Source organism: Acidovorax sp. Root568 (assembly GCF_001427445.1).
In the GTDB taxonomy this organism is placed as follows: Bacteria; Pseudomonadota; Gammaproteobacteria; order Burkholderiales; family Burkholderiaceae_C; genus Acidovorax; species Acidovorax delafieldii.
The window spans coordinates 110,622-123,613 of the sequence record NZ_LMGP01000001.1 but is presented as its reverse complement, the minus strand read 5'-3'; the positions used below and the strand labels follow the sequence as shown (position 1 = coordinate 123,613).

The following is a 12,992-nucleotide window of genomic DNA, read 5'->3' as shown; positions in this document are numbered from 1 at the left end:
ATCAAAAATGTAGTAACTGCAGTTCGGCCTGCATCGCCTGCGCAATCAGGCGCATGTCGTGGTCGCTCACGGCAAACAGCCCAAACCGGAACTTGCTGCCCCAGCGCTGGCGGTCGTCCACAAACTCCAGCGCGTCCAGCAGCGGCGCAATCGCCGCCTCGCGCGTAGGCACATAGGCCACGTCCCGCCGCGACGGCACAAACCCGCCGCCCATGTCAAACGCATACGGCGCTCCCGGCAACACGATGCCGATGGAGACAAACGCCTGCAGCCGGTCCTTGCCCCCCATGGTCACCGTCGGCGCGTAGTACGCCACGCGGTCTCCGGGGCGTATGCGCTGCAGCGGCGCCACCTTGCCATGGCACACCTGCATGTAGCCCGCGCCTGGCGTGGCACAGCCCCGGCGGGCATGCTGGGCGCAGGCCACGGCGATCCAGTTGCGGCGCGTGGCGGCCGCAGAGGTCGCTGCCGACAGGGGCATGTCGTTGCGCGCAGGCTCGGCATCCGGCCAAAGAGGGTGTTGCAGCACGGCGTCGGTCATGAGAAAAGCTCCGGATCAAAGAAGCCACCGATGGTGCGGGCGTGCTGCTGACACCGCAGTGTCAGTACCTTTGCAGCATCCCTGTCAGCAGCGCGCGGGTTCTCAGACCAGCTGCCCCCACTGCCACAGTGCAAACCCGCCCAGCAGCAGGGCCGAGGCCCGGTTGATGCGCTGCCGCCAGGCGGGCGTGAAGCGCTGGCGCTGGTAGGCAATCGCGCCGGTCAGCAGCAGCCACCAGGCGGCAGAGCCCACCAGCACGCCCGCCACCATCCACAGCGGCGACGGCAGGCTGGGCCGGCCGCCACCCAGCGAGCCAAACACCGCAATGAACGACACGATGGTGGCCGGGTTGGCCAGCGTCAGCGCGAACGTGCCCGCCGCCAGGCCCAGCAGCCCCCGCGCGTCGCGGGCCGGGGCGGCGTTGTGGGCCACCGGCGCGTGCCAGGTGCGCCAGGCCAGCACCAGCAGCAGTGCGCCGCCGCCCAGTGCCAGCGGCGTCTTGGCCTGCGTCAGCCCGTCGATGAGCCAGCGCACGCTGAAAGCGCCCACGGCGCCATACACCGCATCGGCCGCAGCGGCGCCCAGGCCCGTGGCCAGCCCGGCTGCCAGGCCCCGCTCCAGGGTGCGTTGCATGGTCAACAGGCCGATGGGGCCCACGGGGGCCGCAATGAGCACGCCGATGACGGCGGCTTGCAGAAACACGGTGATTGAAGTGAAGTCCATGCACCGATGCTAGGGCGGCGGTGGGCGGTAGAAAATGCAGAAAATTCGGCGAATTCCGCATTGGGTTTCGCTTTTTTCTGTGCCAATCGATAAAGGCTTGTATGGATATCGATGACAAAGCCTGGCGCCTGATCAGCGCGCTGCAGGCCGATGGCCGCGCTTCGCTCAAGGAACTGGCCGAGGCCGTGGGCCTGTCGGTGCCCGCCACGCTGGAGCGCCTGCGCCGCCTGCAAGACGCGGGCGTGGTGCGCGGCGTGCATGCTGACATCGACCCCGCCAAGGTCGGCTACGGCGTGCGCGCCGTGGTGGGGATCAACGTGCCGCAGCCCGGCAAGAAGGCGCTGATCGACAAGCTGCGCCAGTCGCCCCAGGTGCTCGAATGCCACCACGTCAGCGGCAACGACTCGTACGTGATGCAGGTCGTAGCGCGCGACCTGCCCGATCTGGAGCGCTTTCTGGGCGACATCAACGGCTATGGCGAAACGCGCACGTCCATCGTGTTCTCCACGCCCATCCCGCTGCGCGGCCTGACCCGCCCGGAGGCGGGCTGATTCACATGTTCAGAACGTGATCTTCACCGACGCCGCACTGCGCTGCGCGTCGCCATGGAACACGGCCTCGATGTTGTTGCCATCCGGGTCCAGCACAAACGCGGCGTAGTAGCCGGGGTGGTAGGCGCGTTCACCCGGTGCGCCGTTGTCCTTGCCGCCATGGGCCAGGGCCGCCTTGTAGAACGCATCCACCATCGCCCGGTCCTGCGCCTGAAAGGCCAGGTGGTGCCGGCCTGTCAGGTGCCCCTGCGCGGCCACGCTGTCGGCGGTGGAGACAAACAGCTCATCCGCCCAGAAGTAGTCCTCGGTAGTGCCGCCCATGGGCACGTTCAGTGCGTCGAACACGGCCGCGTAGAACCTGCGGCTGGCGGCGAGGTCGCGCACGACGAGCTGGATGTGGTCGATCAGCCGGCCTCGGTGCAGTTCCTGTGTTTCCATGGGGGCTCCTTTTGGTGAGAGGGATCGGTGCCAGGGCTCAATCGGGCGCATGCAGCCCGACACGGTTGCCATCCAGGTCATGGATGTGCGCAAAGAACCCCATGCCCGGCGGCAGCGCCTGGCGCGGCAGGGCCACGCGGCCGCCTTGGGCCACCGCGCGCTCCAGCGCTGCGTCGAGCGAGGGCGATGCGTCCAGGTACACCAGCGTGCCGTTGCCCGACACCTGGGGCGCCGTGGGGCCCATCATCAGCGCACCGCCCGCGCCATCGGCTTCGGGGTCGTAGGCAAACACGGCGCCTTCGCTCGGGCCCATGTTCTCGCGGCGCATGGGCTGGCCCAGCACGGCCTCGTAAAAGGCCTGGGCGCGGTCCAGCTGGGTGGTGGGGATTTCAAACCAGGCGATGGCGTTTTTCATGAAAGGCTCCTTGTCGTTTAACGGGTGATGGAAAGAAAGAAGCCCCGATGGTGAGCGGGGGCTGCTGACAGCGGCGTGTCAGCAGCCTGTCACCCCGCATCACATTGCCGGAGCGGGCGCCGACGCCGCCACCTGCGCCCGAAACGCACGCGGTGACAGCCCCGCATCGCGCGTGAAGGCGCGGGTGAAGTACGCCGGGTCGGCATAGCCCAGCGTGTAGGCAATGGTGGCCACGCCCAGGTGGGTGTAGGCCAGGTTGCGCCGCGCCTCGCGCATCAGCCGCGCCTCAATCAGCCGCTGGGCCGACACGCCCGTGGCAGCCCGCGCCAGGCGGCTCAGGTGCGTGGGCGACACGGCCAGCGCCCGCGCGTAGTCGGCCACCTGCCAGTGCTCCAGAAAATGCGCCTCGATCAGCGCCTCCAGCCGCTGCACCAGGCTGGACTCTGGCGCGTGGGTGTCGTCCGGGCTGTGGTCTTCCATCGCGCGCGCCACCCAGCCCAGCAGCGTGGCGCTCAGGCCCCGCAGCACCAGCGCACGCGCCTTGGCACGGCCCGAGAACTCCTGCCAGACCTGGCCCATGGCCTGGTGCAGCTGTGGCGGCGCAGGCGCCACGGCGGGTCGCGCCAGGTCGCGGCGCACATCGCCCACGCGCACAAAAATCTCGTCCATCAATTCATCCGCCAGCGTGGCCACCCAGCCCTGCGTGTGCTGCGTGAAGCGGAATGCGTGCACATGCCCCTGCGGCACGTTGATGAGCGCGCCTGCAAACAGCGCAATCCGCTCGCCATCCAGGTGCGCCACGCCCCCGCCCGAGGTGATCAGCAGCACCTGGTGCAGCCGCGTGTGCCGGTGCGGTGCCAGCTCCCAGTCGTGCAGCGCCGATCGCTCGGCAATCGTCTCGCAGTGCAGCACATCGGGCAGGTGCTGCGACTCGCCGAACAGGCTGTACGAGTGGATGGTTCCGATGTTCGAAAAGTGCATGTTCTGGCTCCATCCGTCCATTCAACGCGGCGACTGTGCCACGTATCTTTGGGTGGTCCGTTTGACCCATGTCATGAACACACCAACCACTACTGGAGACGCTATGAAAACCCAGGTTTGCATCATTGGCGGAGGCCCCTCGGGCCTCATGCTCTCGCAGCTCTTGCACCTCAAGGGCATCGACACCATCGTGCTGGAGCGCCAAAGCCGCGAGTACGTGCTGGGCCGCATTCGCGCCGGCGTGCTGGAGCACGGCTTTGCCGCACTCATGCGCGAGGCCCAATGCGGCGAGCGCATGGACCGTGAAGGCGAGATCCACGACGGCTTCATCATTGCCCACGACGGCAAGATGGACCGGGTCGATTTGCACAAGTACAGCGGCGGCAGCTCCGTAGTGGTCTACGGCCAGACCGAGCTGACGCGCGACCTGTATGAAGCGCGCGACCGCATGAAGGGCGTCGTCATCCACAACGCCGAAGACGTGCAGCCGCACGACCTGAAAAGCGCCAACCCGTATGTGACCTACCGCAGTGGCGACGAGGTGGTGCGCATCGACTGCGACTTCGTCATCGGCGCCGACGGCTTCCACGGCGTGAGCCGCAAGTCCATCCCGCGCGACGTGCTCAAGGAGTATGAAAAGGTCTACCCCTTCGGCTGGCTGGGCGTGCTCTCGCGCACCAAGCCCGTCTCGCCCGAGCTGATCTACGCCAAGCACGAACGCGGCTTTGCGCTGTGCTCGCTGCGCTCGCAAGTGCTGAGCCGCTACTACATCCAGGTGCCGCTGACCGACAACGTGGAAGACTGGTCTGACGAAGCCTTCTGGGCCGAGCTGAAACGCCGCCTGCCCGCCGAGGTGGCCGCACAGCTCACCACCGGCCCATCCATCGAAAAGTCCATCGCCCCCCTGCGCTCCTTCGTGGCTGAGCCCATGCGCTACGGCAACCTGTTCCTGGCGGGTGACGCCGCCCACATCGTGCCGCCCACCGGCGCACGGGGCCTGAACAGCGCGGCGTCCGACATCTACTACCTGTACCACGCCATGGTGGCGCACTACAAGGATGGCGACAGCACCGGCCTCGACAAATACTCCGAAAAAGCCCTGGCCCGCGTGTGGAAGGCCCAGCGCTTCTCGTGGTGGATGACGACCATGCTGCACACCTTCCCGGATTCGATTGCCTACGACCAGAAGCTGCAGGACACGGATCTGGCGTACCTGTTCTCGTCCGAGAAGGCACTGGGGTCGCTGGCGGAGAACTATGTGGGGTTGCCGTTCTAGTCACCCAGCAATAGCACTGACACCCAATCAAAGGCCTGCATGGGGTTCTCTCATGCAGGCCTTTTTTGTATGTGCCCGGTCGGCGTTGTGTGCAAGCGGCGCTCCGTCTGCTCACGCGGCGCGCCCTACGGCCTGCGCACTGCGGCTCCATGCGAACCTCATTCCAACGCCGCTTTTCATGCAGCCGCCCTGCACGGCAATATTCATCTGCTACGCAAAATTTAGGCAGAACTGATGCTTACGCCCGCACGGCGGGGCCGATAGCATCGCATCAAGTTTTCAGATCATTGGCCCAGTGGTGTCGGTGTGCAAATCGACGATGGCTTGAACACGATGAAGCTGCCGACGCAGCGTTTTGAGGCAGTGCACTTCATGCCCGACAGTGCCAACCAACAGCCAGGAAAATCTTAAAAATGGATTGGGTCCCAATAGTCTTCATCACCTTCAAGGTGCTCGTGTTTGGCACTTGCATGTTCTACGCCATCAAGTGGCATCACGACCAAGGGAAGAAGGCGAAAGAAGAGGCGAGCAGATTGCAGACGGCGGCTGAACGCAAGCCGGGTGCGTCAGAGTAGGCAGCTGATTCCCTGCTATGGTGTGTGGGCCATCAGGACCTATATCTACCTGCACTACGCTTTGGTGGCCTGGCTCGCTACCGAAACGGCAACAGCGCCAAGCTTGAAAATATTCCGAGAAAGCTCTGGCCCTAGTAGTAAAGGCTAACGCTCATTGTGTTGAATGGTGATCGTGCTACGTAGCTTCCCGAGTCTCTTTTCTACGATCAGAAACTGCGGGGCAGTGACTTGTCATATCTGTTCTCCTGCGAGACGGCTCTGAGTGGATGCATGGCCTATCACTTCAGCACGCAGCGCGGCAGGTTCTCCAGCAGCTCCTACCCTGCCCATGGAGGGCCGAGCCAGCTTGAACTCCTTCAATAGTATGCGGGTTCTGTCTGTCGGGCCAGGCGCAGACAACCGTTCGACATCTGGCCTCGGCGCGGCGTCGCTGTAGCAATGTGAATCTGAAACACCGTGTACGATCTTTGTTGCATCATGATTCACAATTGGTTGTACTTAGAGTGCGGGAGGGATTCGAGATGACCGGACAAGTGGAGGCAGCAACGTTGGACGCATTAACGCCTATGGTCGAGCGCGCCGAAAAGCTGAGCCTGCTGCTTTTGCTTATCGAACGAGCAACAAGCATTGCGGTCGTCCGTGATTTTTTGAAGAGCCGAGGGCTTCAGCATTCGGCAGGCTCTTGGGAGGAGTTGCGCACGAAACGTGTACTGCCGGCATATGACGAAGGCAAAATTTCTCTTGCCGATTTGCAGGAATTACTTCGTCGTACCGAAGGTTTCGGTCGTCAACACGTATTCCTTTTCAAGTGTCCCGCGGATCGGGCAGCGCTGCTGATTGCAGACGACCGCATTCAGCGGGTACTGGCTGAGAACAATATTTCGGAGGTCGGGTTTGACCCGTTGGTGGTAGACCTGCCTGAACAGCCAACCTTTGTTGATGTAAGAACAGCAGTGATCGACGGTGTGAAGTCAGTCTCCATCAAGGAGATTGAAAAGCGTACTTCCAAGAAATTAACCTCGCAGGTGGATGACACTGCGGCTATGACGCTCACGAAGGTGTACCGTTACGAGCATCAAAGAGCCATCAATGTCGCAAGGCTTTGGGCAGACGGTTTGCTGGAAGTCCGGATTGCTTCTCGCGATAACTCGACCCAGTACAAGGATGATCTGGCCCAACTCTTCTATCGGTTGCGATCAATTTTTCCGCGTTCTGAGTTTAAAGATGTCTCTTTGGGTGACCTTAAGAAGAATCTCTGGGAGAAACGAGCGGAACTTCAAGGCCTAGTGAAGTTTTCGACCTACACCCTTCGAGACGACGAAGGGATGACACTTCGTGCTAACACAGCAGTTAACACTGATGATTTGGCGGGTAGCGAACGCATCGCAAAAAGCTTGGCCGAATTCGACGCTGACAACGCCTATTGTTCCGATTCGAACGTGTACTTCAAGATCGTGGAAGGGGAAGAAACCTTGAAGGAAATTCACGTACTTCTGAACGGAGAAGACAATGAGTTTGCAGTTACTGCAGCAATAACTGAAGAGGAGTACGAATTTGTTCTCCGCCAAGTTCTTGAACATAACTGAGCAAATCCCCTCCAATGCCAAGGCGTTGCGCTTGGTGGAGAAGTATTTGGAAGATGCTGCCTCACAACAGCGTCTGGGCAAACTTCGACTGGAGCCCCGGTTCATCCAAAAGATTAGTCAGATCGACTCAAGTCACGAGCTCGCTGTACTGATTTCGTTGCTCCTATCGGAGCACATCCTACGTAGAGTTATCGTTGTTGAGTCGCCTGCTGGAGGCGGCGTTGCCGAGTTTGCGTCGATCGACGAAGTGCCAGAACGGCTGCACGACCATCATCGCGACATTTGGATGGATGTGACTCCAGACGTCCTCCGTACGTACTACGTTGCAGAGTCGCCATGAAGCCAGAAGACTTACTTCAAAGACTCAAAGAATTTCTCTCCGGTATTCCAGACAACGAGGTGGTGAGTGCTTTTCGTGGGTACAAGGCTGCACATCCCAAAGAGCAACACTCAATACTTGATGTGGGCTTCGACCTGTTCTGTAACGGCTTGGACCTTGCAGCGACTGCGGCCAAGCTAACTGTCGTCGCGCTACTTCACGGCATTCGAACCGCTGCAGGTTGGCAAGAAAAGGCGCGTGCTGCCTTGGAGGCGCCGAATTCTGTCAAGGTCGTACCCATTGGATACCGCTATATGGATGTGGTTCGATTCCTCGGCCCGTGGCGAGGCCATGCGGTAGAGCGCGTTACGCGCGAACTCCGGGATTTGCAGAGACTGAACCCCGGCTGTGAGCTGGTCGTCATGGCTCACAGCTTTGGTACCTATGTCATCTCGAGGATTCTCAAAGACTCCCCTGACATTCGAATCCAACGCTTATTGCTATGTGGTTCGATCATTCCCGCAGCTTATCGGTGGGACCAATTGCCGCACGAATTCACAGATAAGACATGCGTAAACGAAGTTGGAACCCGTGACGTTTGGCCCGTGTTCGCTCGTGTCGCATCATGGGGTTATGGGGAGAGCGGCTCCTTCGGATTTAAGACGGCTCGCGTTACCGACCGATTCTTTGACTACGGGCATAGTGATTTTTTTACAGACGAGCACTTTGAGAGGTTCTGGAAACCATTCATCGCGCACGGGCATGTCACCCCGTCTCCATGGGACTCAGCTCGTCCAACTCCTCCGTGGCTTTTGTCCGTGCTCGGCGGCTTGCCTTTGATTAAGGGAGTATTGTTTTTTCTTGTGGCCGGAGCGGTCATTTTCGCACTCCGGCTGTTGGGTCTTTTTTGATTCAGCAGTCTCTGAATCGACCCTCTTCTACTCAATTGCGCAATCTCTGATCAAGGTTCGTCAGCTGGTGCAACCGCATAGAGCAGCGTTTCCAGTCATCCCCTCATGCAAAGAGCTCGGCACCCGCCGGGCTTCTCACTTTGAGTCTGTCATCAATCGCAACCAAAGCTACTCGCACTCTCCGCATCCCCCGCACCGTTGTAACGTGCCACCTTGGGATACACACAGCGGCGGGGTGCGGTTGGCGGACTAGTTGGTAGGCAGTTCGGCATTCCCCAAGTTGGCCCCCGTGCCGGTCTCTTGGCGGTCGCGCTATCGAGTGCCTTGCCTTATTCCACCCAGATGACCACGGAGACGTCCGCATCCATTTCTTCAGCATCTGTCACAGCACCCTCACGTCACACGTCTTGTGAGCAGGAGGCCGATATCGCCCTCCGCCCAACATTCAACGTAAAGGAACCGCTGTATGAATCGCGCTGTTTGGTTCAACGTATCGCCCGAGGGTGCCAAGGCCGTGGGGACGCTGCACCACTTCATCACCCAGGGCACGGGCCTGCCCAGCTTGCTGACGCACCTGGTCTTCCTGCGCGTGTCACAGATCAACGGGTGCGCGCACTGCATCGACATCCACACGCGCGACCTGCTGGCCGAAGGCATGTCTGTGGAGAAGGTGGTGCTGGTTCCTGTCTGGCATGAGGCGGCGTATCTGTTCTCCGAGCAGGAGCGCGCTGCGCTGGCCTGGGCCGAGGAAGTGACCCGCGTGAGCGAGACGCATGCCTCCGATGAAGCCTATGCGGCCGCACTGGCCGTGTTTGGTGAGAAGGACCTGGTGGACCTGACGCTCACGATTGCCACCATGAATGCGATCAACCGCATGGGTGTCAGCTTTCGCATGAAGCCTCGCGCCAAGGCGTAAAAAGAAAAAAGGGAAGCCCGGCTTGCGCCGGGCTTCCCGCTTTTCAAGCGCTGAACTGATTACTTGCAGCTGAAACTGCTTGCGCTCTCCACATCCCCCGTGCCGTTGTAGCGCGCCACCTTCGGGTACACACACAGCGGCCGGGTGCGGTTGGCGGACCAGCTGGCGGGCAGCTCGGCGTTGACCACATTGGCGCCCGCGCCGCGCACTTTCGCCGTCACGCTGTCGGGTGCCTTGCCTTGTTCTACCCAGGCCACCAGCGGGGCCAGCATGTCGAACTGGTCGGTGGCGGGGCCGCCGGAGCAGTGGTTCATGCCGGGCACCAGGAACAGGCGGGCAAAGGCGTCGGCCTTGCCGCTGTGGTTGGCCTGCAGGCGGTCCATCCAGTTGGCGGTGTCCATGGGCGAGAACACGCCGTCGGCCACGCCGTGGAAGACGATCATCTTGGCGCCCCGGTTCTTCAGGGTGCTCAGGTCCGTCTCGTTGGGCGGGGTCATGTACGACCAGGGCGACTCGGTGTAGGTGGTGTTGGTGGCGAACATCTTGGGGTAGTCCGTCTCCATGCTGAAGTTCAGCGCGTACTGCATGCCGGGGATGGCGGTGAATGCGGCCACGCTGGATGGGGGCGAGGTGAAGATGAAGGCCACTGCACCGGCGTCACGCGTGGCGGGGGCGCCAAAGTGCCACGACGCAAAGTTGGCGCCGGCAATGCCGGGGTCCCACCAAGTGCCGGCGTACTGCGCTTCGCCCTTGCTGTTCTTGGGACCCGCAAAGATGCTGGCCAGCACGCCCTTTTGCTCGCTGGTGATGCAGCTGCCGTCGCGGGCGCCGGTGCAGGTGGGCACGTCGGTCTGCAGGTTGAAGGCGGCCTGGCAGGCGGCCACGTCATTGACCTGGCCGTCGGCCACGCCGTCCAGCGCGTCGCACTTGGCGACGATCTTGCTGCTGATGAGTTTGAACTCGGCCGGGCTCACGGCGGTGGTCAGGTCGGGCAGGCCGCTGGCGTCCTTGGTGGATACCTTGGCGTATTGCTGCGCCTTCCACAGCTGGGTGGTGGCTGCCTTGGGCAGGTGAAAGCCGGGGTTGCCCGCCAGGATGCCGTCGTACTGCTCGGCATAGCGCGACGCGCCCACCATGGCGTGGCGGCCGCCGTTGGAGCAGCCGGCCAGGTACGAGCGGTCGGGCGCCCTGCCGTAGGCGCTCTTGATGAGGTTCTTGGCCATGGGGGTGAGGGTGCCCACGGCCTGGTAGCCGTAGTCCAGCCGGGCCTGCGGGTCCACGCCAAAGAAGGGCGTGGGTGCGCTGTGGCCTGCGTCAGAGCTGAGCACCGCAAAGCCCTGCACCAGGGCGGGCGCCACGGGGGCGCCGCCGCTCACCGAGCCCAGCGCGGTGACCACGCTGCCGTCCAGGCCGCCGTTGGCCTGGTGCAGAAAGCGGCCGTTCCACTCCACGGGCAGGCGCATTTCAAACCCGATGGCGTAGCTGGCGCCGTCCACGGGGCCGGTGCGCTCTTTCATCTTGCCTTTGACGAGGCAGTGCGCGGGCGCCTGGGTGGTCACGCCCTGCACGGTGATTGGGCCTGCGGGCACCTGTTCGGCCGAGGTGATGCGCGTGTCGGGCAACGCCAGGCTGCTGGCCAGCGTGGCGCACGACTGCAGGGTGGCCGGTGTGGCGGCGGAGAGCTGGGGCAGGGCGGCGTCGGACGAGCCGCCACAGCCCATGAGCAAGGCAGCAGCCGCCGCCGAGATCGCCAGGGGGTGGTGGGCACGCATCCGGTTTCTTCTCATCTTCAAGCGCATGGTGTTGTCTCCAGTGGTTTTTTTGAGGCGCAGGGAACCCCGCAACGTGGCCTCAACACGCTGTGGGTGGGAGATGGATGAAGCTTGTGTTTTGCTACTGAATCAGGAGCTGCTGGTGCATATGAATCATGCGCTTGCGGCCTCCTGCGGCCTGAATTCAAATGCCTGGGCAATGCGCTGGCGCAGGATGGTGGTGCGCAGGTCGAATTCGGGCAGCACCCACTGGGCGAAGGCCTGGGCGGGTGGGGTCCAGCGGTCTGTAGCGGCGGTGGACTGCTCGGTGCGGTGGGGGCGGGCGGCGCCGATCTGGGCCCAGGCCCATTCCAGCAGCACCAGTGCCACGGCGCGCAGGTAGTCGTCGGCCACCCAGTAGGGCAGTTCGGGGTCGGACTGGGCGGCAATCGCCAGGGTCTGCGTGATCTCCACCAGGGCATGGCGGCGCGCGCTGGCGGCGGCGCTGGGGGCTGCGCCGGGCAGTGTGGTCAGCAGCGTTGCCAGGCCTTGGCCGCCATCGGCCAGCACCTTGCGCACCAGCAGGTCGATGGCCTGGATCTCGTTGGTGCCCTCGTAGATCATGGCCACACGCGCGTCGCGCACGATCTGCTCGATGCCCCATTCACGCACATAGCCGTGGCCGCCAAACACCTGCAGGCAGGCGCTGGCGCCGTGAAAGGCCTGGTCGGTGAGCGCGGCCTTGAGCACGGGCGTGACCAGCGCGCACCAGCGCTGCGCGGCGGCACGTTCGCCGGCGTCGGTGCTGTGTTTGGCCACATCGAGCTGCAGGGCCGTGTGGTAGGCCAGCACGCGGCCGCCGTCGATCCAGGCGCGCTGTGTGTGCAGGATGCGGCGTATGGCGGGGTGGTCTTGAATCAGGCTGGTGTCCTTGGCGCCGGGCGCGCGCATCTGGCGGCGCTCGGCCGCATAGGTGCTGGCCTTTTGCCACGCGGCTTCCAGCAGGCCGATGCCTTGCAGGCCCACGTGCAGGCGGGCGGCGTTCATCATCACGAACATGGCGTTCAGGCCCTTGTTGGGCTCGCCCACCAGCCAGCCGGTGGCGTCGTCAAAGCGCATCACGCAGGTGGGGCTGCCGTGCAGGCCCATCTTTTCTTCGATGCGTTCGCAGACCACGGCATTGCGTGTTCCATCCTGAAGCACCTTAGGCACCAGGAACAGCGACAGGCCCTTGGGCCCCGCAGGCGCATCGGGCAGGCGCGCCAGCACCAGATGCACGATGTTGTCCGTCAGGTCGTGCTCGCCGCCGGAGATGAAAATCTTGCTGCCGTTCACCCGGGCGCTGCCGTCGGGCTGGGGCACGCCGCGTGTGCGCACCATGCCCAGGTCGCTGCCTGCGTGGGCTTCGGTCAGGCACATGGTGGCCAGCCATTCGCCGGTGGCGACCTTCTCCAGGTACTGCGCCTTGAGTTCGTCGCTGGCGTGGTGCTTGATGCATTCGTACGCGCCGTGCAGCAGGCCGGGGGCCATGGTCCAGCCGTGGTTGGCGCCGGCCAGCCATTCAAACAGCACACACTCCAGCACCGCAGGCAGGCCCTGGCCGCCATCGTCGGGCGCGCAAGACAGCGACGGCCAGCCCGCTTGCCAAAAGGCCTGGTACGCATCGCGAAAACCTGCGGGGGTGTGCACGCGTCCACCGTCAAAGCGGCAGCCTTCTTCGTCGCCGCTGCGCTGCAGCGGGGCGATGGCGCTGTCCACAAACTTGGCCGCCTCGTCGAGCACCTGGGCCGCCAGGTCGCCATCGGTATCCGCAAACGGCGCCAGGCCCTGCCAGCGCGTGGGCGCCTTCAGCACGGTGGTCAGCAGGTGCTGGATGTCGGCAAGGGTCTGGCGGGCTTGCATGGTTTGCTCTCTTATTGGTAGCTGTCTGCGCTTGTTGAATGGGCGCTAGCGGCTGATTTCTTGTATTTTTTGCCATGCGGCAGCCCGGACTGGGGTGCCAGTCCGGA

The 12,992-nt window shown here is 63.1% G+C and carries 13 protein-coding genes; 6 read left to right on the top strand and 7 right to left on the bottom strand.

Going from position 1 to position 12,992, the window contains the following annotated elements:
- Window position 1: 1 nt before the first annotated feature.
- Both ASD75_RS00580 and ASD75_RS00575 read right to left on the bottom strand, forming a co-directional pair.
- A complete protein-coding gene (locus ASD75_RS00580; protein WP_235511509.1) occupies window positions 2-541 on the bottom strand; it encodes an EVE domain-containing protein in 540 nt (179 codons plus the stop codon).
- Window positions 542-643: 102 nt separating this feature from the next.
- Window positions 644-1,264, bottom strand: a complete 621-nt coding sequence (locus ASD75_RS00575) for a LysE family translocator (protein WP_056742247.1) — start codon at window positions 1,262-1,264, stop codon at window positions 644-646.
- Window positions 1,265-1,365: 101 nt separating this feature from the next.
- On the opposite strand from ASD75_RS00575, the gene ASD75_RS00570 reads away from it, so the two are divergent.
- Window positions 1,366-1,815: an Lrp/AsnC family transcriptional regulator gene (locus ASD75_RS00570; protein WP_056742245.1), complete on the top strand. Its 450-nt coding sequence runs from the start codon at window positions 1,366-1,368 to the stop codon at window positions 1,813-1,815.
- Between the two features lie 9 nt (window positions 1,816-1,824).
- Here ASD75_RS00570 and ASD75_RS00565 read toward each other — a convergent pair whose 3' ends face one another.
- The 3 genes from ASD75_RS00565 to ASD75_RS00555 all read right to left on the bottom strand — a co-directional run bounded on the left by ASD75_RS00565 (window position 1,825) and on the right by ASD75_RS00555 (window position 3,649).
- A complete protein-coding gene (locus tag ASD75_RS00565) occupies window positions 1,825-2,253 on the bottom strand; it encodes a VOC family protein (protein WP_056742242.1) in 429 nt (142 codons plus the stop codon).
- A 37-nt stretch (window positions 2,254-2,290) separates the two neighbouring features.
- Window positions 2,291-2,668, bottom strand: a complete 378-nt coding sequence (locus ASD75_RS00560; RefSeq protein ID WP_056742240.1) for a VOC family protein — start codon at window positions 2,666-2,668, stop codon at window positions 2,291-2,293.
- Between the two features lie 99 nt (window positions 2,669-2,767).
- Window positions 2,768-3,649, bottom strand: coding sequence for a helix-turn-helix domain-containing protein (locus tag ASD75_RS00555; protein ID WP_082564831.1), 882 nt, complete (start codon window positions 3,647-3,649; stop codon window positions 2,768-2,770).
- 103 nt (window positions 3,650-3,752) lie between these two features.
- Here ASD75_RS00555 and pobA point away from each other — a divergent pair, with 103 nt between their 5' ends.
- The 5 genes from pobA to ASD75_RS00530 all read left to right on the top strand — a co-directional run bounded on the left by pobA (window position 3,753) and on the right by ASD75_RS00530 (window position 9,232).
- On the top strand, window positions 3,753-4,925 hold the full coding sequence (gene pobA / locus ASD75_RS00550) for a 4-hydroxybenzoate 3-monooxygenase (RefSeq protein WP_056742236.1): 1,173 nt from the start codon (window positions 3,753-3,755) through the stop codon (window positions 4,923-4,925).
- A 1,096-nt stretch (window positions 4,926-6,021) separates the two neighbouring features.
- Complete coding sequence (locus ASD75_RS00545; protein WP_156400920.1) at window positions 6,022-7,086, top strand: hypothetical protein; 1,065 nt, start codon at window positions 6,022-6,024, stop codon at window positions 7,084-7,086.
- Window positions 7,055-7,426, top strand: a complete 372-nt coding sequence (locus ASD75_RS00540; protein ID WP_156400919.1) for a hypothetical protein — start codon at window positions 7,055-7,057, stop codon at window positions 7,424-7,426. The genes ASD75_RS00545 and ASD75_RS00540 overlap by 32 nt, the downstream gene beginning before the upstream one ends.
- Window positions 7,423-8,316 carry a hypothetical protein gene (locus ASD75_RS23565; protein ID WP_156400918.1) on the top strand — a complete coding sequence of 298 codons (894 nt, stop codon included), beginning with the start codon at window positions 7,423-7,425 and terminating at the stop codon, window positions 8,314-8,316. Before ASD75_RS00540 ends, ASD75_RS23565 begins: the two co-directional genes overlap by 4 nt.
- Window positions 8,317-8,782: 466 nt before the next feature.
- Window positions 8,783-9,232, top strand: coding sequence for a carboxymuconolactone decarboxylase family protein (locus ASD75_RS00530; RefSeq protein ID WP_056742227.1), 450 nt, complete (start codon window positions 8,783-8,785; stop codon window positions 9,230-9,232).
- A 59-nt stretch (window positions 9,233-9,291) separates the two neighbouring features.
- Here ASD75_RS00530 and ASD75_RS00525 read toward each other — a convergent pair whose 3' ends face one another.
- A complete protein-coding gene (locus ASD75_RS00525; protein WP_082564830.1) occupies window positions 9,292-11,004 on the bottom strand; it encodes a tannase/feruloyl esterase family alpha/beta hydrolase in 1,713 nt (570 codons plus the stop codon).
- A gap of 153 nt (window positions 11,005-11,157) precedes the next feature.
- Window positions 11,158-12,885, bottom strand: coding sequence for an acyl-CoA dehydrogenase family protein (locus tag ASD75_RS00520; RefSeq protein ID WP_056742224.1), 1,728 nt, complete (start codon window positions 12,883-12,885; stop codon window positions 11,158-11,160).
- Window positions 12,886-12,992 lie beyond the last annotated feature (107 nt).

Coding starts and splice junctions, on each gene's coding strand:
- ASD75_RS00545 (WP_156400920.1), top strand. CDS start 6,022: ATGACCGGACAAGTGGAGGCAGCAACGTTGGACGCATTAACGCCTATG.
- ASD75_RS23565 (WP_156400918.1), top strand. CDS start 7,423: ATGAAGCCAGAAGACTTACTTCAAAGACTCAAAGAATTTCTCTCCGGT.
- ASD75_RS00520 (WP_056742224.1), bottom strand. CDS start 12,885: ATGCAAGCCCGCCAGACCCTTGCCGACATCCAGCACCTGCTGACCACC.
- ASD75_RS00575 (WP_056742247.1), bottom strand. CDS start 1,264: ATGGACTTCACTTCAATCACCGTGTTTCTGCAAGCCGCCGTCATCGGC.
- ASD75_RS00570 (WP_056742245.1), top strand. CDS start 1,366: ATGGATATCGATGACAAAGCCTGGCGCCTGATCAGCGCGCTGCAGGCC.
- ASD75_RS00565 (WP_056742242.1), bottom strand. CDS start 2,253: ATGGAAACACAGGAACTGCACCGAGGCCGGCTGATCGACCACATCCAG.
- ASD75_RS00555 (WP_082564831.1), bottom strand. CDS start 3,649: ATGCACTTTTCGAACATCGGAACCATCCACTCGTACAGCCTGTTCGGC.
- ASD75_RS00580 (WP_235511509.1), bottom strand. CDS start 541: ATGACCGACGCCGTGCTGCAACACCCTCTTTGGCCGGATGCCGAGCCT.
- ASD75_RS00525 (WP_082564830.1), bottom strand. CDS start 11,004: ATGCGTGCCCACCACCCCCTGGCGATCTCGGCGGCGGCTGCTGCCTTG.
- ASD75_RS00530 (WP_056742227.1), top strand. CDS start 8,783: ATGAATCGCGCTGTTTGGTTCAACGTATCGCCCGAGGGTGCCAAGGCC.
- pobA (WP_056742236.1), top strand. CDS start 3,753: ATGAAAACCCAGGTTTGCATCATTGGCGGAGGCCCCTCGGGCCTCATG.
- ASD75_RS00560 (WP_056742240.1), bottom strand. CDS start 2,668: ATGAAAAACGCCATCGCCTGGTTTGAAATCCCCACCACCCAGCTGGAC.